Origin of the sequence: Rubritalea tangerina, assembly GCF_042683245.1 — a bacterium.
GTDB lineage: Bacteria > Verrucomicrobiota > Verrucomicrobiia > Verrucomicrobiales > Akkermansiaceae > Rubritalea > Rubritalea tangerina.
Genome location: NZ_JBHUJB010000080.1, coordinates 24,603 through 49,880, shown reverse-complemented (window position 1 = coordinate 49,880; position 25,278 = coordinate 24,603). Strand labels below are relative to the sequence as shown.

The window sequence follows — 25,278 nt, the reverse complement described above, 5'->3', positions numbered from 1 at the left end:
CATTCTGCTACATCGCATGTGGAATGCACGCACCTCCCGTTCCTAATCTGAACAGAAGTTTGACGATTTTTCGGAATTCAACCTATAGATTTCGCGATTTATTGGTAACTAATGATGAAATATAGGTATGTATCCTGTATCATTTGCTACCCACCATGAACCGATCCATCAAACTTACCCTTCTCACGACCACTGGTCTCAGCCTCTGTGCGGCACAAGCCGAGGATACCTACCTCACCTTCCAAGGTGATCCATCCAAGCCTGGCAAAAACAAACACATCGTCCTCCTCGCAGGTGACGAAGAATACCGCTCAGAAGAGGCCATGCCCATGCTCGCCCAAATTCTCTCCAGCCAGGGTTTTCGTTGCACCGTCCTCTTCTCAATGGACGCCAACAATAAGTTTGTGGACCCCACTAACCAAGCCTCACTCTCCAACCCCAACGCCATGAAAGATGCCGACCTCTTCCTCATGGGCCTGCGCTTCAGAAACTGGGATGAGAAAACCATGGCCAAGTTCGACTACAAATTTAAACAAGGTCTGCCAATCGTCGCCCTTCGCACCTCCACTCACGCCTTCAATATTAAGGACAAGAACAACAAGTTCCATAAGTACCATTGGCAGGCAGCCGTAGATACGGGCTGGAAAGGTGGCTTCGGAAAGCAAGTACTCGGAGAAACTTGGGTCAATCACCACGGCCGCCACGCAGTCGAAGGAACCCGCACCGTCGTCGAAGAACCCAATAAGCTCCACCCCATCCTCAACGGCGTCGACACAATCTTCGGCAAAACCGACGTCTACGGCGTCAATGTCACCCAACCCGCAACCATTCTCCTCCGCGGCCAAGTCACCAAGACCCTCGCCCCCAACTCTCCCGCTGTCGCAGGCAAAAAGAACAACCCCATGATGCCGGTCGCTTGGACCCGCAACTTTAAACAAGCGAATGGGAAGACCAACAAGATCTTCACCACCACCATGGGATCGGCCGACGATTTACTCGACGAAAACCTCCGCCGCCTCGTCATCAATGGCGTCTACTGGGGGCTGGGAATGCAAGTCCCCAAAAAGGCAGATGCCAGCCTCAAGAACCCATACGAACCACTCATGTATGGCTTCAATACCTTCCGAAAAAATAGGCAACCCGAGGACTTCATCTCCCTCGAATCGCCTGAAACCATCCGCAAACGAAAACTCAGCAAAATCAAAGGTAAGCCAGGTAACGTCCAATTCGTCCGCATCGAACTCCCCGGCCAAGGACGTATCCTCACCCTCACCGAAGTAGAAATCATCTCCGGTGGCAATAACATCGCCCCCAAAGGTACCGCCACCCAATCCAGCCTCCTAAAGCCTGGAACACCCGAGAAAGCGATCGACGGTAACACCGCTGCGCACTGGGGCGCCAAATCAATGACCCACACTGCCGAGGTCACCGATAACCCATGGTGGGAGCTTAACCTCGGTGCCAGCTACGAAGTCGATGCTGTCAAAATTTTTAACCGCGTAGAGAACAACTTCGGCGAGCGACTCAATGGCCTCAGCGTCCTCCTCCTCGATAAGGACCGTAAGCCCATCCTCGAAAAGAAATACCTCGGAGCTCCCAAAAACAGCATGACCATTACCAAGTCTGGTTCTCTGAGCTACGATAATGGGTCCTACCCAGCTCCCGAACCTCCAGCTCCCAAAGTCGAAGGCCCAAAACACCCAGCTGTCGTCAAAGGTGCACCACCAAAATCGCTGCAACTCACAAAAAATGCACGTCTCGCCCTCATCGGTGGTGGACTCGGTTCTCGCATGAACATGCACCACGAGTTCGAAACCGAACTCCAACGCCGCTACCCTAACCACACCCTCTTTATCCGCAACCTCTGTAAGGAAGGTGACACCCCAGCCTTCCGTCCACATCCATCACGCAATAACCACTTCGTCATCCCTAACGGCCGTGACCTGGTCAAAGAAGAATTCCGCAAACAAGGTGGTGGTGCCGGTCACTATGAAATGCCAGACCAGTGGCTCGAACGCCTACAGATTGATACCGTCATCGGATTCTTCGGCTACTCAGAATCCTTCGATGGCCTCGAGCGAATCGATGGATTTAAAGAGGAACTCCGCGCCTGGATTCGCCACACCCTTGCCCAAAAATACACCCTCAATGGCCCCCAACTCGCAGTCGTTGGCCCAGCCGCATTCGAGGACCTCTCAGCCACTCGCCACCTTCCCGATGGCGTCGCAGAGAACCAACGCATCAAGGCCTACTCACAAGCAATGGCAAAAGTCTGTATGGAAGAAGGAGTCCTCTACTTCGATACCTTCGACTTTACCAAAAAACTCTACGACTCAAGTGAGGATGATCAGACCCAAAATGGCCACAACCTCACAGCAGCATCCTACAAAGCACTCGCTCCTGCACTCGCCAATGGTATCTTCGGCAAAACCACACCCACTGCGGACTACGAAAAAGTCAAAGCCGCAGTCGCCGAAAAAAACCGCCTCTGGTTGCTCGACTATAAAATTCCTAACGGTGTCCACGTCCATGGCCGCCGCCATAAACCATTCGGTAACCATAACTACCCAGATGAACTGAAAAAAACGCGCCAGATGACTGCCATCCGCGATCAAGCTCTCTGGGCCACCCTCCAAAACAAACCCTTCGATATCCCAGCCGCCGATGCCAAAACCATCACACTCAAAGATATCGAGCCCGATGGCGTCAGTAGACAACGCGGCAACAAATACCTCTCCGGTGAAGACACCCTCTCGCACATCAAACTCCCAGAGGGCTATAAACTCCAACTCTTCGCCGACGAAAAACGCTTCCCCGACCTCGCAAATCCATCACAAATGGCTTTCGATAACCAAGGTCGCCTCTGGGTCGGATGCATGGGTTCCTACCCACATTACCGTATCGGTGACCCACTGCCGAATGACAAGATCCTCATCTTTGAAGATACCAATGGCGACGGTAAAGCGGATAAACAAACCGCCTTTGTCGAAAATATCCACATCCCAATGGGCTTTGAAATCACCCCTCAAGGCGGTGCATACGTCTCACTCGGCAACGACCTCGTCCTCCTCGAAGACACCAATGGCGACAGCAAAGCCGATAAAAAAACCATCGTCCTCAGCGGCTTCGATGACCACGACACCCACCACGCTATCTCCGCATTCTGTGCCGATCCCTCAGGTGCCATCTACATGGGAGAAGGCGTCTTTTCCTTCTCAAATGTTGAAACCCCCTATGGTACAGTCCGCGGTACCAATGGTGGCTTCTACCGATTTGACCCCACCAAAGGTAAACTCGAACGCACCGCCCAATATGGTATCCCCAACCCATGGGGAATCGCCTTCGATGACTGGGGCCAAAACTTCTTCCTCCACACCTCTGGCCCAGCACTCAGTTGGATGCAACAAGGTGCCGTAAAACCTCTCTATCACCATAACCTTAAGGCTCCTAACATCCTAGGAGGACACAATGTCCGACCAACCTCCGGTCTTGAATTCGTCTCCTCCCGCCACTTCCCTGACGAAGTCCAGGGCGATGTCATCATCTGCAATAACATCGGCTTCCTCGGAGCCAAACAACATTCCGTCAAAGCGGACCCCAATACCGGCTTCTTTAAAGTCCAGTACCGACAAGACCTCTTCGTCTGCGATGGCGCCTATAAAGACCGCTTCCGCCCAGTCGACCTCGAGTTCGCGCCAGATGGCTCCCTCTATTTCATCGACTGGAGTAACGCTCTCATCGGCCACATGCAACACAACGCCCGTGACCCACACCGCGACCACGTGCACGGCCGTATCTACCGCATTACCTACCCGTCCCGTCCACTCGTCAAACCAGCCAAAATCGCAGGTGCCTCCATCGAAACCTTGCTCGACAACCTGAAACTTCACGAGTCTCGCAGCCGCTATCGCACCCGCAGAGAACTCCGTGGCCGCGATGTCACAGAGGTCACCCTCGCTCTCAAAAAATGGGTCGCTTCACTCGATAAAAACGACCCTAAGTTCGAACACCACCTGCTCGAAGCACTCTGGGTCTCATGGGGCCTCGGCAACATCAACACAGACCTCACCCACCAGCTACTCAAGGCCTCTGACTACAGAGCGCGCACCGCAGCTGTCAGGGCTGTCCGCTATAACCCTGAAGCCTTCTCGGACCTCGACGCCATCATGCTCAAGGCAATTGCTGACACCCACCCGCAGGTGCGTCATGAAGCACTCGTCTCCGCCACCTGGCTCGGAGGCTCACTCGCAAAGCAAATGCTCGTCGAATTCGAGAAACAACCAGTCAGCTCGTGGTCACAAACCGCCTACAACCATGCAAAGTTCATCATCAACCAAATCAAAGTCGAAGAGAAGAAGCCTGAAGTCCCAGTGCCTGCTCACATCGCCAAAGATAGAACTGCCAGCGAACTCTACCGCAAAGGCTTCGAACACTTCGGCCACGGTGAAAGCTGCGCAAGCTGCCACCAAATGAAAGGGGAAGGCGTACCCAATGCGTTCCCACCACTTGCTGGCTCAAAATGGGTCACTTCAGATAAGGACCTCCTCATCAAAATCACCCTCCACGGCATCATGGGCGAAATCGATGTGAAAGGTAAAAAGTACAATGGCGTCATGCCAGGATTCGCTTTCCGCACCCCTAACAAAGAGCTCGCTGAAGTCCTCACTTTCGTCCGAAACGCCTTCGGCAACAAAGCTCCAGACGGTGACTTCGTTATCACAGAAAAAGATATCGAACGCGTGCTCAAAGCCACCGAAAACCAAAAGGGAATGATGCCTGCCAACGAATTACTCAAAGCGCATCCCCTCAAAAATTAATACCATTGATCGAAACGGAATGGTCAGAATGAGCTTGCTGAATATCAAGGCGGAGTGAAGGCGTCCCGCACACGCGGGACAACCGAATGACCACCCAATTTCAGAAAGCCTGAGCGCCCCCAAAAGCTCAGGCTTTTTTTTTGCCCCAAACCCACAGCGTGGAGCCACTTTTCATGCTTCACACCCAACTTTCGGTCTCATAAAAGACCACTCAAACACATTAGTAGCAATAGTGCAGCATCCCCTAGCATTCCCTTCCGTCATAATACCCAGACCGATGAGAACCTTCTATCTAGCACTACTCACCTACTGGCTGAATATCTCCCTCACCTCAGCTACCCAACCCAACGTTCTATTTCTTGTTGTCGATGACCTCCGCGCCTGGACTGGTTGCCTCAATAAAGGGTACCCAGGAGAAATCTTCACTCCCAATATAGACCAATTAGCCAAACAAGGGCGGCTCTTTACCAATGCCCATGTGCCTTCACCAAAATGCGGCCCATGCCGCGCCTCCGTTCTCACAGGCCAACTCCCCTCACAACTCGGAATCTACGGTAATGGCCAATGGCTTCACCCCAACCACCCCAATCTAACAAGCCTGCCAAAACACTTTAAACAAAACGGCTACCACACCGTCGGCGCGGGAAAAATCACCCACCATACCGCTGGCTTCAACCCTCCCAATGAATGGCACGACTTTCAAGAAATTGAATGGGAGGACCCCTGGGACCGCCCAAAGTCCACCTACCCAAATAAAACCCAACGTCCCGCACCTGAAATCTATCCCATCTCGGGCCTAAACCAACGCCACCACGAGCTAGACTGGGGCTCACTTCCTCACACATACGAATACCACGACCCCAAAACCACCAACTACGCTAAGCATTTCCTTTCTAACTATCAGGGAAATAAACCCTTCTTCCTAGCCTGTGGCATCTTCCGTCCACACCTCCCGTGGTATGCCCCTAAAGAATATTTTGACCTCTACCCACTCGATAAAATACGCATTCCTCTGGGACTGAAACCTAACGACCGTGACGACCTACCACCCTCCGCAAAACGCATCACTCACTCCAAACACTTCGACCTCATTTCTCAGTCAGCCAAGTATAAACAAGCCATACAAGCATACCTCGCCTCGATAAGCTTTGCTGACGCACAAATCGGCCGCGTCCTAACAGCGCTGAAAGCATCCAAACACCACAAGAACACCATCATTGTGCTCTGGAGCGACCATGGATGGCACCACGGAGAAAAGAACCATTGGCACAAATGGACACTCTGGGAGAATGCTACACAGATTCCTCTCATCATTGCTGCCCCTGAGCTTCCTCAACCCGGTATCAGCACAGATGCTCCCGTCTCGGCCCTCTCCCTCTACCCAACCCTCGTCGACCTTTGCCGACTCCCAATGCCTAACCAAAGCTTTGACGAAGAATCCCTCCGGCCGCTGCTAGAAAACCCATCAGCCCCATGGAAACATGCCGTCGTCATTCAGCACGCTCGAGGCTCCTGTGCCGTCCGCAGTAGAAACCACCGCTATATCCTCTATGCCAATGGTGACGAAGAACTCTATGACCATACAAAGGATCCCTACGAATGGACAAACAAAGCCCACGAACCATCCAGTAAACCAGTCATCAATAAACTGAAAAAATTTGCCACTACCCAATGGCATGACAACGTCCCATCAAAAAACGCATTCCATTTCGACCCTCACTCCTACACCTGGAAACGAAAAACAAACTAATCGCCTTCCTCCCACTTTTAGCCTCAGCCCCACAATCCCCACATCTAACTCTGTGGTAAAACCCATTCCTGCCACGGTCCCACTGGCACATCCTCAGCTTCCACAAACTTCCAAGAAACGCGCTGTCCGCTCTTCACTCCCAAAAAATCGCGTACCGCCGGACTGATGTCTAAGCCAGCATTGCCATTCCGATTCGGCTTTGGCTGCTTGTTCTGAAACACATACTCGTAATCGTCGGTGTAAAATGGACCACAGTCCTCCCACTGCGCGTAACACACCTTCTTACCGCTGTGAATCGCTAACCAGCGCCCCTTGCATACCGACTTTCCAGGTGCCTTCGCTGCGCGCCAAAACCACTTGATCACATGGGACGCCTCAGGCTTAAACCGCCCACCACCACGCGCCACATCATTATAGGGTAAAGCAATGTAAAATGGATTCATCTTCGGCCGAAACTTTGCCGGAAAATAACCATTCCTATTCACCGGGTCGTCTACCCCACCATAACTGTGAATCCACTTCGGATCCCAAGAACTCGCATGATTGTGCGTCGGGTTGTTCGCCGATGAATCCTCACCAACCCAAAAAATCGTCACCGGAATGTCTCGCTTCCAAGTATAGCGATACCGCTCAGACACCCCATCAAAATCCTCAACCACAATCTTCCCCTTCGGCGGTATACGATACGGGTCCCTCAATGAATGAAAACTCACCCTTACCTGCTCCAGCTGCTCCTCGTGCGCCAACTTCAACCTCTGCTGTAATGACATCTGCGCCGTAGCACCTCCAGCTACCGCCATCCAGATCATCCCTAATGCCACCAGTTTTTGCCTCATTGCAGCACCTTACTACCACGACCCATTCCCCCACGCAACCCAACATTCCCCCCACTCCAGACTCACCCTCAAACACTTTAAACAAACGTACAAAATTTACCTTGCAAACGACCTAACAGACCACTAGTTAGTCTAACATTCTTAATGTTACTCAGATGAAAAATTGCTATCTCACATGGTTCTCGCGGATCGGATTTCTCGGAATCCTCATTAATCTAGGCTTTGTCATACCATCATTTCTGATGCCTGGCATGCTCCAAAGCATGATGGGGCTACCTTTTGATGCCTCCCACGAGTGGATGCAAAACGCGGGCATGCTCGTAGCCGCTGTGAGTCTGTTTTATATCCCAGCATTGGTGAATCCCGCCAAATACCCAATCTATGCATGGCTGGTAGCGATCTCTCGCCTCATCGCTGGCGTCTTCTGGATTTATCTCGTCAATACCTCCGCTTTCCCAGACGCATTCAAACCGATGATGTGGGTAGACTCCAGTCTCGGTATTATCTTGAGCACCCTACTCATTCTAGGCCTAGGCAATGAGCGCGGTGCCTTCTTCAAAGCCCTCGGCACATTCTTGACCGCCCCCTTCAGATGGTTTGCCAGCCGTTGGCAACAATCCCTCGGATTCAAAATCACCAGCTCCCTCAGTATTCTCATCCTCAGCTTCCTCGGCTTTGAAACCTGGAATAACCTCCTGCGCAAACACCCAGATACCGTCTATCAAGACGATGCCGACCAATACAAATACGGCGCTATCGGACTCGGCATGCAAGCGCGTATACCCCTCTACCTCTTCCAAGCTCTCCCTAACATCTTCGGAGATAAATTGCCCGACCCAGAAAAAGGCTATGCCTCCCTCGGCCTAATCTATGAAGAAGGTAAAGACCTCCCTATCGGCCTCGCTGAGAGACATATCGGCTACAAAAGTGTCGAACCTAACTGCGCTCTCTGCCATACAGGATCCTATGTCGACGAAAACACGAACAAACGCATCCCCATTCTCGGAGGCCCCGCTCATGAGTTCGACCTAGAAAAATTCCAATGGTTCCTCTACGACTGCGCAAATGATGAACGCTTCACAGCAGACATCCTCATGCCTGAAATCGAGAAAATTGCCGACCTCACAGCCTCGGAAAAACTCTACTACCGCTACGCAATCATTCCCTTCGCAAAAGAAGCCCTGCGCCAACAAGGCAAAGACTACGCCTGGCAAAAAAGCCGACCAGAGCAAGGACGCGGACGTACAGACACCTTTAACCCAACAAAAATTAACGTCTTTAAATTCCCCGATGACCACACCATCGGCACTGTCGACCTCCCACAAGTCTGGAACCAAAAACCCCGTGAAGGCATGTGGCTCCACTGGGATGGGAACAACGATGAAATCAGAGAAAGAAACTACGCCGCCGCCATGGCCGTCGGTGCGACCCAAACCTCCGTCATCCCAGATAACTTCAAACGCGTCACAGACTACCTCCTCACTCTCCAACCACCTGCATTCCCAGGCTCAGTCGATGCCGAACTCGCCAAAACAGGACAAACCATCTACGAGAAAAACTGTGCCAGCTGCCATGCCTTTGGCGCTGAAAAAGTCGGTCAAGTCACCCCACTTGAAGAAATTCTAACTGACCCACACAGACTGGATTCTTTCACCACCATGTTGGTTGATAAGTTCCACACCTTCCAAAAACCTCCATTTGACTTCGAGGCATACCGCAAAACCTATGGATACGCTAACACGCCTCTCGATGGCGTCTGGGCACGTGCTCCCTACCTGCACAACGGCTCCGTACCAACCCTCTGGCACCTCCTCCAAAAACCTGAAGACCGCCCCACCCAGTTCTACAAAGGCTTCAATAAATACGACTACCAAAAACTCGGCTGGATTAGCTCAGGACCAGATGCCGAAAGCATGGGCTTCCTCCTGAAAACTTCAGACCCAGGTAACGGAAACCAAGGCCATACTTACGGCACAGAGCTCAGTGAAGACGAAAAGCGCGCCCTCCTCGAATACCTCAAAACAATCTAATCATTTCATATGAAAATCTTACCTAAACACTTCTCAGACGCTAAACGATCACTCTTCCAGTCCGCTGTCAGAGAAGCTCGACAAGCTCTTGGCGCCACCAAACAAAAAGGTCTTGTTAGAGACGACCCACATGTCCAAGCCGCAGCCAATGTCCTAGCGGACGAAAATGCAGAACAAAAAGACGGCACACTGGAAGTCTGCGCGAAACTCGCATGGGACCTCGTCAAAGCCCACCTCTCTGGTGATAAAGACAGAATTGAAGCTCTCGAAAACCAACTTAAGTACAGTACCTGTGACGCCGTAGGCTGGGCAAAAGTCGTCGAGATCTACCTCTCCTACTACCACGGAGGAAAAGAACCAGAATACCGAACTTATAACCCTAGCGACATCTCCACTGCCTCAGTCTACTCCATGCCTGACACCCCGCTCACAGTCGGCGTTATCGGGGACTGGGGCACTGGCGAAGAAGTCGCCTCCGTCGTCCTCGAAGAGGTATTCAAGCACGAACCCGATATCCTCATCCACGTCGGAGATATCTACTACGCTGGCACTCCTAACGAAGCCCAAACAAACTTTCTCGACATCATCAATGCCGCAAGACTCAAGCCTAGCCAGGGCAAGTCACGCGCCATTCCCGTCTATAACCTACCAGGAAACCACGACTACTACAGTGGCGGCCAAGGCTTCTTCCATACCCTCGACCAACTCAACCTCCCCCCATACGTCGCCGAAGGTACTGAACTCCAACAAACCAGCTTCTTCTGCCTCCGCAATAATCACTGGCAGCTCCAAGGAATGGATACCGGCTACTACGACCATGACCTCTTCAAAGTTGGTGAGGACGTCACCCACCTCCACGATAGCGAAATCCAATGGCATAAAGACAAAATCCAATCTGCCGATGGGAGAAAAATTATCCTCTTCTCCCACCACCAACTCTTCTCCTCCTTCCTAGCAATCAACAAACAAACCTACAACCCCGCCCTGTTGAGCCCATTCCAAAACGCCATCGATTCCGGACAAGTTGCCGCGTGGCTCTGGGGCCACGAACACCTACTCGAACTCTACGGCCCACACCTCAACCTCAAAGCCGGACGCTGCGTCGGTAACGGTGCCTTCCCTGAACTCGCCAGCGGCAGCCCCTATACCGAACTCGATCCCACCAAATACCAAGACATCCCACCACTCCTCCAAGATCCCAATACCGGCACGTTCTACCAAACTGGAATCTCCGAAGAAGTCATCAACCACGGCTACGCTATCCTTAACCTTAACGAAACATCCGCCGAAGCAGCCTATTACCAAGTGCCCGGTGATGGCATGTCGCAGTCCAGCTCACTCGTCTTTAAGGAATCACTCTAACACAACCTAACACTCTCTCAGAAAAAATCTCATGAACAGAATCTCCACACCCGTAGAACTTATCGAGGAAAGCTACGACGTCGTTGTCGTTGGATCCGGTTATGGCGGCGGTATTGCCGCATCCCGTCTCTCAAGAGCTGGAAAAAAAGTTTGCCTACTTGAACGCGGCAAAGAATGGATACCTGGCGAGTTCCCTAACACCGACGTCAAAGCTGCTGAAAACATGCAGCTCGACCTCCCCGAAAAAAAGGTCGGATCCTCAGTAGGTCTCTACAATTTTCACCTCCACAAAGATGTGCAGGTACTCGTCGGTTGCGGACTGGGTGGCACCTCCCTTATCAATGCCAACGTCTCCCTCCATGCTGATCCGCGCGTCTTTACCCCAGAGCTCTGGCCAAAAGGCTTACTCGATGATCGCGACACCCGCCTCGCTGATGGCTTCAAGCGGGCAGAAGAAATGCTCAAGCCCAATCCCTACCCAGAAAACTTCCCACCTCTCAAAAAGTTAGAAGCTGCCAAAGTCGCCGCCGAAGCGACCCAACAGCCCTTCTCTCTCCCCCCGATCAACGTCACCTTCCAAGATGGCGTCAACCACGTCGGAGTGGAACAAAAAGCATGTAATAACTGCGGTGACTGCGTCTCAGGTTGTAATAACCTCGCAAAAAATACCACCCAGATGAACTACCTTCCAGATGCTTGGAACCACGGTGCAAAAATCTTCACAGAATGCTCCGTCAAGTATCTCGAAAAAACAGAGGGCAGTTGGCTCGTGCACTTCCAACCACTGCAATCCGGCAGAGGCCGATTCGATGCCCCCACCCAGTTCGTAAAAGCCGAAACCGTCATCCTCTCCGCAGGAACCCTAGGTTCCACCGAAATCATGCTGCGCACAAAAGCCCATGGTCTCGATTGCTCCCCAATGGTTGGAAAACGCTTCTCAGGTAATGGCGATGTCCTCGGCTTCTCCTATAACGGAAAAGATCGCGTCAACGGCGTCGGATACGGCACCCACAAAGTAGATCCCAAAAACCCATGTGGCCCTTGTATCACCACCCTAACAGACACTCGAAAAACTGCTGAAAACTACCTCGATGGCATGGTCGTAGAAGAAGGCTCCATCCCCGGCGCCCTGGCCCCAGGCCTCCCATCCATTTTCTCCGCTCTCGCTAAAACGATCGGTGAGGACGAAAATGAATCCTTCCCTAACGAACTCAAAGAAGAAGCACGCAAACTCGACAGCCTTCTCCGCGGTGCCCACCACGGAGCTATGGCACACACCCAAACCTATCTCGTCATGTCCCATGACGATGGTGACGGCCAAATGACTCTCGACAACGACCGCATGGTACTCAACTGGCCCGGCTATGGAAGAGAAGACGTCTTCAAACGCGTCAATGACTTCCTCAAACGCTGCGCCCTTGCCCTCGATGGCACCTTCATCAAAAACCCAATCTGGACCAAACTCTTCGATAAAGCCCTCATCTCAGTCCACCCGCTCGGTGGCTGTATCATGGGCGAAGACGCCTCAAAAGGTGTCGTCAATGACCGCGGACAAGTCTTTGCTGGAGCCTCAGGAACTGACCTCCACGAGGGACTCTATATCACCGATGGATCAGTCATCCCGACCTCCCTCGGCGTGAACCCACTCTTCACCATTTCGGCCATTTCTGAGCGGAACATGCGTTACCTATGCGAAGCTCAGGGATGGCCACTCTCTTACCAACTCCCCTCAGCTCCTACCCAACAAAGCTATGTGCCAAAACTCGGTATCGAATTCACCGAAACCATGAAAGGGTTCTGGAACCCCGGGAGCACCGAATTCCAAGAGGGCTACAACATCGGCAAAGAAGGTGATACCCGCATCGAGTTTACCTTACAAATTGACTCCGACGACCTCGATACTCTGATCGATACGCCCGCACACCCAGCTCGTATCTCTGGCACCCTCACCGCTCCCGCGCTATCACCTGAACCCCTCACCGTCACCGACGGCGTCTTCCAACTCTTCAATGAAGTCAAAAATGAAGTCGAAACCCGCCACATGACCTACTCCATGTGCGCCACTTCCGAAACCGGCCATACCTACTTCTTCCATGGCTATAAGGAAATCCGCGCCGACGGCTTCCTCGATATCTGGCACGATACCTCCACGCTCTATTCCTCCATCTATGAAGGGGAAAATGCCAACGGCAACCTCCTAGGACGCGGAATCCTCCATATCGCTCCAAAAGACTTCATGGTCCAAATGACCACCATGAAAGTCACCCACGCCGACTCCCTCGAACAACGCCTTGAAGCACTCACGCGCTTCGGAAAATTCTTCGCAGGCACACTCTGGGATATTTACGGTGGCGTTGCCGCTCCTCTCGAGTACTTCAACCCCGATGCCCCACCGCGTCAAAAACGCCCCCTCCGAGCACCCGCTCCTGAGGTCTACCCCTTCCAAACCGCCGACGGTAAAACCCTCCGCCTCACCCGCTACAATGCAGGTAATAAAAATACCGTCATGTGCTCACATGGCCTCGGAGTCGCCTCATCCATCTTCTCCACAGACCTAATCGATACAAACCTCCTAGAATACCTCTGCGCTCACGAATATGATGTCTGGCTCCTAGATTTCCGCTGCAGTATCGAACTCCCACAGCTCGCTGCCGAGGAATCTACTGGAGATGATGTCGCTAAATACGACTACCCAGCAGCAGTCGCAAAAGTCAGAGAACTCACCGAGAAAGAAAGTATCCAAGTTGTCGTCCATTGCTACGGAGCCGCCACTTGGACCATGTCTATGCTCAACGGCCTCGAAGGGGTGAACTCAGCGGTCATCTCCCAAGTCTCCGCCCACATGAAGGCCCCCTTCATGACCAACCTCAAAACCGGACTCCACACCGCAGAAGTGCTCAACCTCCTCGGGGTCGACACCCTCACCGCCTACACCAGTAGCGATGCAAATTGGAAAAATAAACTCATTGATCAGGCACTCAAACTCTACCCAGTGGGCAGCAGCCAACATTGCCATAACCCAGTGTGCCACCGCATCACCTTCCTCTACAGCCTCCTCTACGAACACCAACAACTCAACGAGACGCTGCACGAAAACCTCCATGAACTCTTCGGAGTCGGAAATATCGAACAATTCGAACACCTATCAACCATGGTCAGAAAAGGCTATGTCACCGCCTTCAATGGTGATGACATCTACCTCCCACACCCTGAACGTATGGCCATCCCCATTACCTTCATCAGTGGCGCCAAAAATCAATGCTACCTCCCTGAAAGTACCGAACTCACCTTCGAATACCTCAGAAATGCCAATGATCCAGACCTCTACGAACGCCACGTTATCCCAGAATACGGCCACATCGATTGTATCTTCGGTAAAAATGCCGTCCACGATGTCTACCCAACAATCCTAGCGGGACTCGAACGTGGCGCAAAACTCGCTAACAGATCACTCACTGCCACCACTTAAACCACCATCAATCTAACGTATTCACCATTTCTTTATCCCATTTCAGAAATGGTGATAGTTAGGTTTTGTTTAGAAAAAATCTCCGCAAGACCCACAAACCATTCAAAAATATAGGATTCCTTTATTTCTGGACTAACAGCAAATACTGGACTACTAACACACCAAGCCTAACAAATCATCGTGACAATTCTTGCACAACATGATGGAAACGGTGCAGCTCAGCCCGCTCACAACACACTGTGAGTGGGCTGAGTTTTTTCTAATACTTCTACTTCTGCCCCTCTCGGCCAACCACAAACTCCACATGCTTACTCGGCACAGGCGTCACGAGAGCAAACTCAATGACCTGCCCAGTTTTTAATTCCCCCTCATAGTACCAATGCTGATTTGCTTCGACATTGTAGCCTGAACTTGAAGACCCACCACCTTGGGAGCGTACCTCACCAGAAGCATGAGTTGATCCATCAATAAAGACACAGGCCACAGCCTCTTCCCAGTCACCTACTCCCAAAGCCTTCCTTGTCCGCTGCATGCTCGCCGCATTCTTCCAGTGAAAATCTACCTCGAATTGATACCCGTCAGACTGACGCGCTGTCGAAAACTTCGTCACAGGTAGAATGGAGCTGTTCGTCTTCACTGACTGTAGCGCCCCCTTAGCTCCGACTTCCGCCCGAGCAAGCACTACCGCTCCTGTACGACTGTATGGATAACTATCAGAAGGGTCTAATCGATAGGATAAACGAAATACCCTATTCGCTGGATCCGCATACTCCCCCAAACTCCCAACATTCCCTTCCACCTTCTCAAGCGTCGATGTGTAAGCATCTAACACACTTTTACCACCTACCATAATCTTCGATTGCTGACTAAAGTCGGCAATCAGCTTCACTCCTTTTCCCACAACATCACGGTATTCTACAGACTCTAACACACATTCACATTCGGCATCACTATACTTAGCTGGCACACTCTGAGCACTCCAGGTCTTCACAGTGCTCGGAGTAGGATTCGAATGAGAAAACTCTCTCACTTCACCACCACTCTTCAAAACCCGAAAATCTAGCAACTTCTGCCCTCGAGGCCATGATCGAAAAATCACCGCGAATCTACGCTCGGGATCCTCGTCACTCCACTCCGATTGATAGCCGTCGAGCCACTCGCCATTGCTAGCACGCACCTGAAAAACATAGTCAGGAACTCCTGGCCCAGTGGCTCCAGCCATCACAGCTTCGGCCCCGACAAATTTCTCAAGCCGACTTCCTCCCCCCGACATCTCATACACATAGTCATTATAGTGGAGGTAGGGCATCTGTAACCTGGGTCGCCCCCTCTGCACCTCCATGACCAAGGCCCCCGGATTAGACGCCCGAAATGTGAGCTCCTCCAGAACACCATCCCTTTTCGCATACGCCACAGTGCTCCCCCCATTACCACTACTGCCACTCGAGCTGCCTCCACCAAAAAATCCACCACCCACACTCGCCTTCCCATCGACCACCTCACCCAACCCAAACTGCAAAACCTCAATGCTCTCACCATCAGAAAAATGGAGTGACTTCTGCGACTTCACAAATCCCGCCCCCCCCTTTGCACTACCAAACTGATAGCCTTCACTGACAAATAACATCGCCACACAAATAAGCACAAATACACCACACCCCGCTAACCAAGTCCAATGTCCTCTCATGCCTTCAAATTACTCCCTCAAACTCACATAGCCAGCCTCGTTTACGGACAAATCATCCACCCACGCCTCTAAAAGAATCCACTCCTTGCTGCGAGCTTTACTGACAAATCATAATTATTATGTCAGCATTCCTCGATCTGCGGACTGTGCCAGATGCGATTCCCAATTCATGCCACACTCACACTCCATCCCTCCTCCCTCTTCCACCCTCAAAGTGGTCGACCCGCATGACCCAGAAACCTTGCTGGAACAATCCCAAGCCTCACTCCGGGCTTACATCACCTCCCTCATGAGCAACCGCTCAGATGTCGATGATATCCTCCAAGAAACCAACCACTCGATTATCCAAAAAAAATCCGACTTCCAACTCGGCTCAAATTTTAAAGCTTGGGCATTCAAGATCGCCTACTTCTCCGTCATGAGCCACGTCCGAGACCGCCAACGCCGTGGCTTTGTCAATCTCTCCGAAGAAACACTCGAGCAACTCTCCCTCGATGCCAGCTCCTTACTTGAGAGCTCCAATGACCGCATGCAATCCCTCACGCATTGCATCCAAAAACTCAACGCCAAAGAACGACTCCTCCTACGCCAACATTACGTCGAAGGAAAATCTCTCACCGCCATCGCTAAAGCCGTCAGTCGAGAACCCAGTGCCCTACACAAGGCTATCTCCCGTGTCAGAGCCACCCTCAAGGCCTGTATCGAAAAACACCTCGCGCAACACCTAGCATGAATGCCAAACAACGCACGCAACTTCAGCACCTCGTCGACCTCATCCTAACCGACACGCCATTGAGCTCCCAACAAACCCAACAGCTCGACCACCTCCTCCAGGACCCCGAAGCCCGCTCCCATTACCTCAACCTCGTCGAACTCGATAGCCACCTCCCCTCTGCCCTCGAACAAGCTGACATCCTGGACCTGTTAGAAGAGCCTAAACCACCCCTCTCCCTATGGCTACCTATCAGCGCAGCTGCCATAGCCATCCTCACCTTTATCCTAGGCTTCAAAATCGGCCAACACCCAACTCCAACACTAGCCACCACTCCCCCTCCCTCCGTCGACTCTCACTCTCCAGCCCCCAACGCCTCCATCACCAGCATTCTCGGAGTGCGCTGGGCCCAACCAGCCGACTCACTCCACAATATCCGAAAAATTGTCTTCGAATCCGGCCTTATCGAACTCACCCACCAATCTGGGGTGCAAGTCACCATCGAAGGGCCCGCGAGCTACCAAGTCACTGGTCCAAATGCTGGCAAACTCGATTATGGCAAATGTGTCGCTAACGTCCCCAGAGGGGCCGAAGGCTACACTGTCGATTACTCCATGGGGAAAGTCGTCGACTTAGGCACCGAATTTGGCATGGAACTCACCCAAAATGGTGAACTCTCAGTCGGAGTTTTCAAAGGACTCGTTGAACTACACCCAGAGGGCAGTCAAACCGTCTCCACCATCACCCAAGACCACGCCCTCCGACAGCATATCTCAAACCCAACGCAAATCGATTCAATCCCCTTTGAGCGCTCCAAGTTCATCCGCCATGTCCCCTCCCGCGAATTCTCATGGCACATCACCTCACACACACCGGTCACAAAAACTTTCGATATCAGCCACCTTGTTTGGAAGCCCGGTGACTTCCGAACCGTCATCAAGTGGATGCAGGGGCAAGATGCCATCAAAATTACTTCAGCCAGCATCTGGCGAGATGGCGTACTCATCAGCCAAGACAACCACCTCGCTACCGTCGGCACACTCAACCGCACATCCAACAACATCTACAACTTCAGCATCCCAGAGGACCAATACCAACGCGGCTATTGGCAACTAAAAATAGATTTCAGCCCCCTAGATAAATCCAATTCCTCTATCTCAACCGAGGGCATTCTGCTCCTCGAGGAAGGATTAGCCTTCAATGCCAGCAAGAACGATTTCATCGGCACCTGGCGCTACGATCACAATGGCTCATCATGGGAACGCACCCTCCACCCCGATGGGTCGATTGAACTCTTTGAAAATGGCCGACTCAAACCTGGCTTTAAAAAATCCCATTGGATCGTAGAAGATGGCGTCATGAAAGTATGGATCCCCCACCGCAATGCCTTTGAAGACCACATCCTACGAGACCCTAATACCCTTATCTTTGTCAATGAACCCTACCGAAACGCCCATAAAGTTCCCTAATTTTGTGGCATTTTTTCGGTCAGCATTTCCCCACTATCGGACTGCTCCTCCTGAAGATGATTCCATCTCTAGCATCCGATAACTATGAAAAAAACATTCCTCTACTCACTTGGTACCGCCCTCTGTTTCCAACCACTCACAGCTGCCACTCTAACCCTCGCCGATAGCGATTTCGAAACCAACACCGGCGCGTGGACCTACTTCGAAGCTCAACATTTCTCCAACTGGTACACCCATAATGATGGCAACTCCCAAGCTCTTGGACTAGACACCGTGCTTGCCTCTCAATCTCGTGGTGCCGGCAGTACCATCCAGCAATCCTTCCTCACCACTGAAGCTACTGCCGACAGCTACGGTTCTTTCACCGTACTTTTTGATGCTGGCTTTCGCTCCTACGCCGCCAGCACACTCTTTCAAATCACTTTCTCCATCGAGAACCTAAGCGACAATACCACACTCGCAACCAGCACCTTCGATTTCTCTAACCCAAGCTCCACTGGCATCGACATCTGGAGCGCTGATGACCATTCCAGCCAAGTGAACCTCACCTACGATAACACAGCTGCTAGCCTCGCTGGAGACACCATCGCTCTGCGTGTCACCCAAACCGCCAATAGTGGCAACAACTGGCTCACTACAAGCTATATCGATAACATCTCAGTCACAGCCACCGCGGTACCCGAACCTAGCATCAGCTCACTCATCGGCATCGCAGGACTAAGCCTCCTCCTTCGCCGACGGAGATAATCCCCCCCGAGGCTGCTGGCAGCCCACATCATGATCCAAAACTAAAAAAGCGGGAGCAGTGCACAGCTCCCGCTTTTTTGTCCTTACCGTTCCCTTCCTCCCAACAAGTAGGAAGGGCCCTATTTATTCTCGCTGGCGGCGTTCCTACACACGATGGCGGTGCCAGCTCGAAATCTTACTTGCGGCGACGCATAATCAACGCCAAGCCACCTAGGCCTAACAAAGCTGTCGTGCTTGGCTCTGGTACAGCCTGAGCAGAAAACGTGACGTCAAACTTAGTCAAACTAAAGCTCGTGGAGCTCTGGTTCGGCCCATCAACATGACTGCTCGTAGGCGGCGTAACGGTAGTTAACGTGAACGATGGACCAGCCAATGGACCCGCAATCGAATTCGTTGGGTAAACGACCCCATTAACATCAGCCTGATCCGCAGCTCGGCTGCCTTGATTCGATTGAAAATTACCTAATGCCAAACCTCCAAAGGAATCCAGGTTGACTTTGAAATTGGAATCAAGCGACGTGATGTTGCTGATCGTTACAATAACTCCATCCCCGTTGCCATTGAATGTGGCAGAACCTCCTGAAGAAATTTTCTCGTTCGACGCCGTACTCGTGTTTCCCGAATAATTCAAATTCTCGCTACTATTTGCACTCGTAAGAGTGATTGAAAACGTGAATGCCACACCATCCGCCGATGCCGAGATATCGTCGACCGTCGTCTCGTTCACCGAGTTGTTCAACTGAAAACCCAGATCGAGATAACTGTAGTTCTCTGTGGCTTCAGCCGTTCGCCCAATAGTATAAAGTGTGGCCCCTTGTGCCCCTATGACAGGCGCAATACAGGCCAACAATGTGAGTGTTTTTTTCATAATTGAGGTATTTTTGAATGCTTGTGCACAGCCATTCTCCAAACGCCTCCTACCTTCAACTGGTAGCCCACATCCATGGAACGCTCAGAAAAATGATGCTGTCACCGTCTAAGTCACTCGCCCAATCACAGTTGATCAAAAAAAGTGCATTTTTTTCCACCCGCTACTAAATCCCCTCAATTCAACGATAAAAAAAGCCCTGTGATTTCTCTGAAAATCACAGGGCTTTAGAAAAATGAGAACGCGATTTACTCTTCTGACGCTTCTTCAGATGCAGATGCTTCCGCACCCTCCTCGCCTTCTTCGAGCTCCTCTTCATCATCAGGTACAACGCGAGCAATGTCCTGCAGTTTCACGCCTTCACCCATGGTCACAAGCTTCACACCAGAGGTGTTACGGCCCGCTTCGCGGATGTCCGCACAGCGTATACGGATCGACTGGCCATCAGAAGTCATGAGCATCAACTCGTCTTCTGGTAGTACCATCACAGCGCCAGCAACTTCACCGGTTTTCTCATTACACTTCATGGTAATGATACCCTTACCACCACGAGACTGAGAACGGTAGTCTGCGAACGGTGAACGCTTACCGATACCATTTTCGGAGGCTACAAGGAGTGTCCCCTCGTCATTGACGATCGCCATGCCGACCACGTAGTCGTCGCCCACTGGCTTGATTCCTGCCACACCAGCTGTCGCACGACCTTGCGCACGCGCCTGGTCTTCAGTGAAGCGGAGTGAGAGACCTTTGCGAGTCACCAGAATCACTTCGTCGTCGCCGGTGGTCACGCGCACATCAATGAGGGAGTTTCCTTCATCAAGTTTGATCGCGATAATACCGTCCTTGCGGTAGTTCTTGAAGTCAGCCAATGCTGTCTTCTTCACCTTGCCAGAGCGAGTCGCGAAGAGGACAAACTTGTCTTCGACTGCGAGAGTGATGTCGTTGCCATCTTCGTCGAGCTGACGCTCAAGTCGAAGTGTGGCCGCCACAGTTTCGTCAGGCTGCAAGTTGAGCACGTTCTTGATAGAGCGACCTTTGGATGCACGAGAGCCTTCTGGAAGTCCATACACGCGCTCGACAAATACCCGACCGGTGTTCGTGAAGAACATGAGGTAATCGTGTGCCTGCGCAGAGAAGAGATGTTCGACGAAATCCATTTCATCGTCGTTCTTATTCTTCGTCTCCATGCCTTTCACTCCCTTACCACCACGTGCCTGCACCCGGTACTCAGCACTCGGGGTACGCTTGATGTAACCTTTGTTTGACAGGGTCACGATCATGCCTTCATTGGCAATAAGATCTTCGATCGCGATCTCACCTTCGTCAGGAAGGATTGGGCAACGGCGTGGAGTCGCATGCTTTTCTTTAATCTCGAGAAGCTCAGTCTTGATGATGTCGAGAACACGCGCTTCAGAACCGAGGATGTCGAGGAAGTCTTTAATCTCTTCGAGAAGCTTATCGTACTCCACCTTCACCTTGTCCTGCTCCATACCTGTAAGCTGGTAGAGGCGAAGTTCAAGAATCGCATTCACCTGACGCTCAGTGAAAATGTAGCGGTCATTGACGATACTTGCCTGGTTGCGAATGAGAATACCTAGCTGCTCCGCTGTGGAGGCTGGGAAGTCGTACGCCTTGAGGCGCGTCTTCGCATCTTCACGGTTCTTAGAATCACGGATGATCTTGATGAAGTCATCGAGGTGACCAAGAGCGAGCAAGAAGGCTTCGAGGTTTTCTGCGCGAGCTTCTGCTTTCTTGAGCAAATAACGCGTACGACGCATCACCACATCACGGCGGTGCTCGATGAAGGCATCGAGTGCATCAATCACAGAAAGCTGCTTCGGACGACGCTCGTGAATCGCAAGCATGTTCACACCAAAGGATGTCTCCATTGAGGTGAGCTTGTAGATCTGGTTCATCACCACCTGCGGGCGCGCTTCACGCTTCAGAGTGATCTCAATGCGTGTTTCCTCATCAGAGAGGTCACGCATCCCTGAAATGTCAGTGAGGATTTTTTCCCTAACAAGCTCAGCAATACGCTGCTGGAGTACCGCACGGTTCACACCATGAGGAACCTGAGTGATGGTAATCACAGAAGTGCCAGAAGCCTTTTCTTCGACTTCCATTGTGCCGCGCATTTTCACGCTGCCTCGACCAGTGCGGAAGTAGGAATCAATGCCCTTGAAGCCGCGAATCTCACAGGCAGACGCAAAGTCTGGACCTTTGATGTACTGCTTCATTTCCTCGATCGTGATCTGAGGATTGTCGATACGCGCACAGACACCATCAATCACCTCGCCCATGTTGTGAGCAGGGATGTTAGTCGCCATACCCACCGCAATACCCGTACCACCATTGATCAGGAGGTTAGGAATCGCTGCCGGTAGCACTACTGGTTCGTCTCGCGTCTCATCGTAAGTCGGAGTGAGGTCGACTGTTTCCTTCTCAAGGTCAGTCATCATCGCCGTACCCATGTGCGTAAGGCGGGCCTCAGTGTATCGCATCGCCGCAGCGGCATCGCCTTCCACCGAACCAAAGTTACCCTGACCATCGACCAGAGTCTCACGCATCGTCCATGGCTGAGCCATGTTCACCAGTGTCGTGTAGATCGAGCTATCACCGTGCGGGTGGTACTTACCCATCGTGTCACCAACAATACGCGCACACTTCAAGTGAGCCTTGTTAGGTGAAAGCGATAGATCGTTGAGCATCGCGTAAAGAATGCGTCGCTGCGATGGCTTGAGACCGTCGCGTGCATCTGGCAATGCACGAGAAATGATCACGGACATGGAGTACTCCAAGAAGGAGTTAGACATCTCCTCCGCCACGTTGATCGGCTTAATTGAATCGTTCATCGTTAAAAAATTAAGTTGTTAGTAGCGGTTGTTAGACATCCAAATTACGTACATTCAGCGCGTTATCTTCAATGAAGCGCTTACGCGGCTCAACGATGTCTCCCATGAGAACATCAAACATCTTGTCTGCTTCGATCGCATTTTCTTCATCGAGTCGTACACGGAGGAACTGACGTTTCTCAGGATCCATTGTCGTGTTATAAAGCTCTTTTGCATTCATCTCACCCAGACCCTTGAATCGCTGGATACGCATCCCGCGACGTCCAATCTCAAGCACCGAATCAAGAAGGTCGAAGAGGTTAAAGACAGGAACAGCTTCGCCATCATCGTCGTTACCTTCAACAAGTTGGAACAACGGCTTGTCATCAGAATAGAAAGGATGCGCCGGCACACCAAGCTCTTCAATACGAGCGAGAATCTTCTGGATCGCTGTCGCTTCATGCAACTCGTGCTTCATCGCGCGACGCTGCACACCTTCAAACTTCTCTTTGTATTCAGCTTCTTCTTCCTCCGTGAGTTCTTCACCGAAGAGACGAAGATCGCGGTTCTCTGCGGCGAACTCGAGAAGCTCTTTTTCTGTGTTAAGATAGTGGATGAATTCTTCGTTCCCTTGACGTACACGCACAAGAAATTCAGGCAGATGCCCATCTTGCTCAGCTTCTAACAAATCACGGAAACTTCCACCATGTCCTTCGAGTGTGCTGGTGAAACGCTTGAGTTGTGCGAGTGAATCCAGCACAGAACGCAGCACTTCTGCATCATTCACAGCTTCCACACCGTCTTTCACAAGCTTCACATCCTCGGAGCCAAGCTCAATGAGAATGGTATTCAGGGCCGCATCGTCAGCAATGTATTCTTCACGCTTCTTACGTGTGATCTTATACAAGGGTGGCTGCGCAATGTAGAGGTAACCCGCCTTCACAAGCTCAGGCATGTGACGACAGAAGAAAGTGAGAAGCAGTGTTCGAATGTGAGATCCATCCACATCAGCATCCGTCATGATCACGATTTTCTGGTAGCGAACTTTCTCGATATTGAAGGCACCTTCTTGGTCTCCTTCACCGATACCCGCACCGATCGCTGTGATCATCGCTTGAATTTCCTTATTCTGCAGCGCCTTGTGCAGACGCGCCTTCTCAACGTTGATCACCTTACCACGCAATGGTAGGATCGCTTGGTTGATACGATTTCGGCCAGACTTGGCAGAACCACCCGCGGAGTCACCCTCCACAATGTAGAGCTCAGACTTTGCCGGATCGCGCTCAGAACAATCGGCGAGCTTACCGGGAAGACCACCGCCAGACATCACAGACTTGCGCACAGTCTCACGTGCCTTACGTGCCGCTTCACGCGCACGTGCTGCGTTGACTGCCTTATCAATAATCTGCTTTGCGAGATTGGGGTTCTCGTCGAAGTACGCCTGAAGTCCTTCGTAAACAATGGAAGATACCACACCTTCGATCTCCGCATTCACCAACTTGTCCTTGGTCTGAGAGCTGAAGCGAGGATTCGGCATTTTTACCGAAATCACACAGATAATCCCCTCACGCACATCATCGCCAGAAAGGGAAGGATCCTTGTCCTTAAGAATCTTGTTCGCCTTAGCATATTGGTTGATAGAACGCGTTAACGCTCCACGGAAACCAGTCAGGTGAGTACCTCCGTCGGCGTTAGGGATCGAGTTTGCGTAACAAAGTATGTTGTCCTGATAGCTGTCGTTGTACTGGAACACCACGTCCGCAAAAACGTCATCTTCCATAACCTTGCCGTCGTAGTCGATTTCAACCTGACGCTTCCCTGTGAGAACTACAGGTTCCTCATGCACAGTGGTTTTGTTCTCACCAAGCTGAACAACAAACTCTTCAATCCCTTTAGCATAATAAAAAGTCTCCTTCTTCTCACTCTCAGGACGCTCGTCCTCAAGAATAATCGTCAGACCTGGGTTAAGGAATGTCAGCTCGCGTAGTCGAGTCGCAAGACGCTCAAATTCAAATACAATCGTGTCGACAAAGATCGTCGCATCTGGATAGAAAGTCACCTTCGTGCCAGTCTTGTCAGATGGAGCTTCGCCAACCACTTCGAGCGGGTTCACCGTCTTGCCGCGTTCAAATGTGATCTGATGTACCTTGCCATCACGTGTGACTTCCGCTTTGAACCAATCAGAAAGAGCGTTCACACACTTTGCACCCACACCGTGAAGACCACCAGAGTACTTGTACGCCCCCTGGCCAAACTTACCACCTGCGTGAAGACTTGTCAGTACCAGCTCAACCGCTGGAATCCCAAACTTAGGGTGAACGTCTACCGGAATACCTCGACCATCATCTGCAATCGAAATCGATCCATCCACATGCAGTGAAACGTGAATGGTAGAACAATATCCAGCAAGATGCTCATCAATCGAGTTATCTAATACTTCAAAAACACAGTGGTGGAGGCCTCTAACATCGGGGTCACCGATATACATACCGGGACGTTTACGGACGGCCTCAAGGCCCTCCAACTTATCGATTTGAGAGGCGCCATATTCCTGATCTCCGGAAACATTTGTTTCAGCCTCTTCGGGCTCAATAGGCGTATCTGACATGAGTGTGAAGAAGGTATAATTTCCACCTCACAACACAAGGAAGAAGCGCCCAATTCTGACACTTTTTTTAGCTCCCAATTTCGCTAAAAAAA

13 protein-coding genes are annotated in these 25,278 nt (G+C 51.6%); 8 read left to right on the top strand and 5 right to left on the bottom strand.

Annotated features, from left to right (window positions below; genetic code table 11):
- Nucleotides 1-155: 155 nt before the first annotated feature.
- Nucleotides 156-4,817 carry a PVC-type heme-binding CxxCH protein gene (locus ACFSW8_RS16220; protein ID WP_377088735.1) on the top strand — a complete coding sequence of 1,554 codons (4,662 nt, stop codon included), beginning with the start codon at nt 156-158 and terminating at the stop codon, nt 4,815-4,817.
- Between the two features lie 277 nt (nt 4,818-5,094).
- Nucleotides 5,095-6,567 (top strand): sulfatase, encoded by a 1,473-nt coding sequence (locus tag ACFSW8_RS16215; RefSeq protein WP_377178780.1) that lies wholly within the window; start codon nt 5,095-5,097, stop codon nt 6,565-6,567.
- A 44-nt stretch (nt 6,568-6,611) separates the two neighbouring features.
- On the opposite strand, the gene ACFSW8_RS16210 is transcribed toward ACFSW8_RS16215, so the two are convergent.
- On the bottom strand, nt 6,612-7,403 hold the full coding sequence (locus ACFSW8_RS16210; RefSeq protein ID WP_377178778.1) for a hypothetical protein: 792 nt from the start codon (nt 7,401-7,403) through the stop codon (nt 6,612-6,614).
- A gap of 155 nt (nt 7,404-7,558) precedes the next feature.
- Here ACFSW8_RS16210 and ACFSW8_RS16205 point away from each other — a divergent pair, with 155 nt between their 5' ends.
- Genes ACFSW8_RS16205 through ACFSW8_RS16195 form a run of 3 tightly spaced genes read left to right on the top strand, consistent with a single transcriptional unit; the run spans nt 7,559 to nt 14,264 of the window.
- Nucleotides 7,559-9,433, top strand: a complete 1,875-nt coding sequence (locus ACFSW8_RS16205) for a c-type cytochrome (protein ID WP_377088732.1) — start codon at nt 7,559-7,561, stop codon at nt 9,431-9,433.
- 9 nt (nt 9,434-9,442) lie between these two features.
- Nucleotides 9,443-10,795: a metallophosphoesterase family protein gene (locus tag ACFSW8_RS16200; protein ID WP_377088731.1), complete on the top strand. Its 1,353-nt coding sequence runs from the start codon at nt 9,443-9,445 to the stop codon at nt 10,793-10,795.
- 31 nt (nt 10,796-10,826) lie between these two features.
- On the top strand, nt 10,827-14,264 hold the full coding sequence (locus ACFSW8_RS16195; RefSeq protein ID WP_377088730.1) for a GMC oxidoreductase: 3,438 nt from the start codon (nt 10,827-10,829) through the stop codon (nt 14,262-14,264).
- A 268-nt stretch (nt 14,265-14,532) separates the two neighbouring features.
- Here ACFSW8_RS16195 and ACFSW8_RS16190 read toward each other — a convergent pair whose 3' ends face one another.
- Nucleotides 14,533-15,951, bottom strand: a complete 1,419-nt coding sequence (locus ACFSW8_RS16190) for a hypothetical protein (protein WP_377088728.1) — start codon at nt 15,949-15,951, stop codon at nt 14,533-14,535.
- Nucleotides 15,952-16,120: 169 nt separating this feature from the next.
- On the opposite strand from ACFSW8_RS16190, the gene ACFSW8_RS16185 reads away from it, so the two are divergent.
- From ACFSW8_RS16185 to ACFSW8_RS16175, 3 genes are all read left to right on the top strand, one after another.
- The gene (locus tag ACFSW8_RS16185; protein WP_377178776.1) at nt 16,121-16,684 is read left to right on the top strand and encodes a sigma-70 family RNA polymerase sigma factor; all 564 of its coding nucleotides are present in this window, start codon (nt 16,121-16,123) and stop codon (nt 16,682-16,684) included.
- Nucleotides 16,681-18,132: a hypothetical protein gene (locus ACFSW8_RS16180; protein ID WP_377088726.1), complete on the top strand. Its 1,452-nt coding sequence runs from the start codon at nt 16,681-16,683 to the stop codon at nt 18,130-18,132. The genes ACFSW8_RS16185 and ACFSW8_RS16180 overlap by 4 nt, the downstream gene beginning before the upstream one ends.
- An 84-nt stretch (nt 18,133-18,216) precedes the next feature.
- Nucleotides 18,217-18,879 (top strand): PEP-CTERM sorting domain-containing protein, encoded by a 663-nt coding sequence (locus ACFSW8_RS16175; RefSeq protein ID WP_377088725.1) that lies wholly within the window; start codon nt 18,217-18,219, stop codon nt 18,877-18,879.
- A gap of 175 nt (nt 18,880-19,054) precedes the next feature.
- Here the strand turns inward: ACFSW8_RS16175 and ACFSW8_RS16170 are convergent, their stop codons facing one another.
- From ACFSW8_RS16170 to gyrB, 3 genes are all read right to left on the bottom strand, one after another.
- On the bottom strand, nt 19,055-19,747 hold the full coding sequence (locus ACFSW8_RS16170) for a PEP-CTERM sorting domain-containing protein (protein ID WP_377178774.1): 693 nt from the start codon (nt 19,745-19,747) through the stop codon (nt 19,055-19,057).
- A 248-nt stretch (nt 19,748-19,995) separates the two neighbouring features.
- The gene (gene gyrA / locus ACFSW8_RS16165) at nt 19,996-22,599 is read right to left on the bottom strand and encodes a DNA gyrase subunit A (RefSeq protein ID WP_377088721.1); all 2,604 of its coding nucleotides are present in this window, start codon (nt 22,597-22,599) and stop codon (nt 19,996-19,998) included.
- Nucleotides 22,600-22,630: 31 nt separating this feature from the next.
- The gene (gene gyrB / locus ACFSW8_RS16160; RefSeq protein WP_377088720.1) at nt 22,631-25,186 is read right to left on the bottom strand and encodes a DNA topoisomerase (ATP-hydrolyzing) subunit B; all 2,556 of its coding nucleotides are present in this window, start codon (nt 25,184-25,186) and stop codon (nt 22,631-22,633) included.
- Nucleotides 25,187-25,278 lie beyond the last annotated feature (92 nt).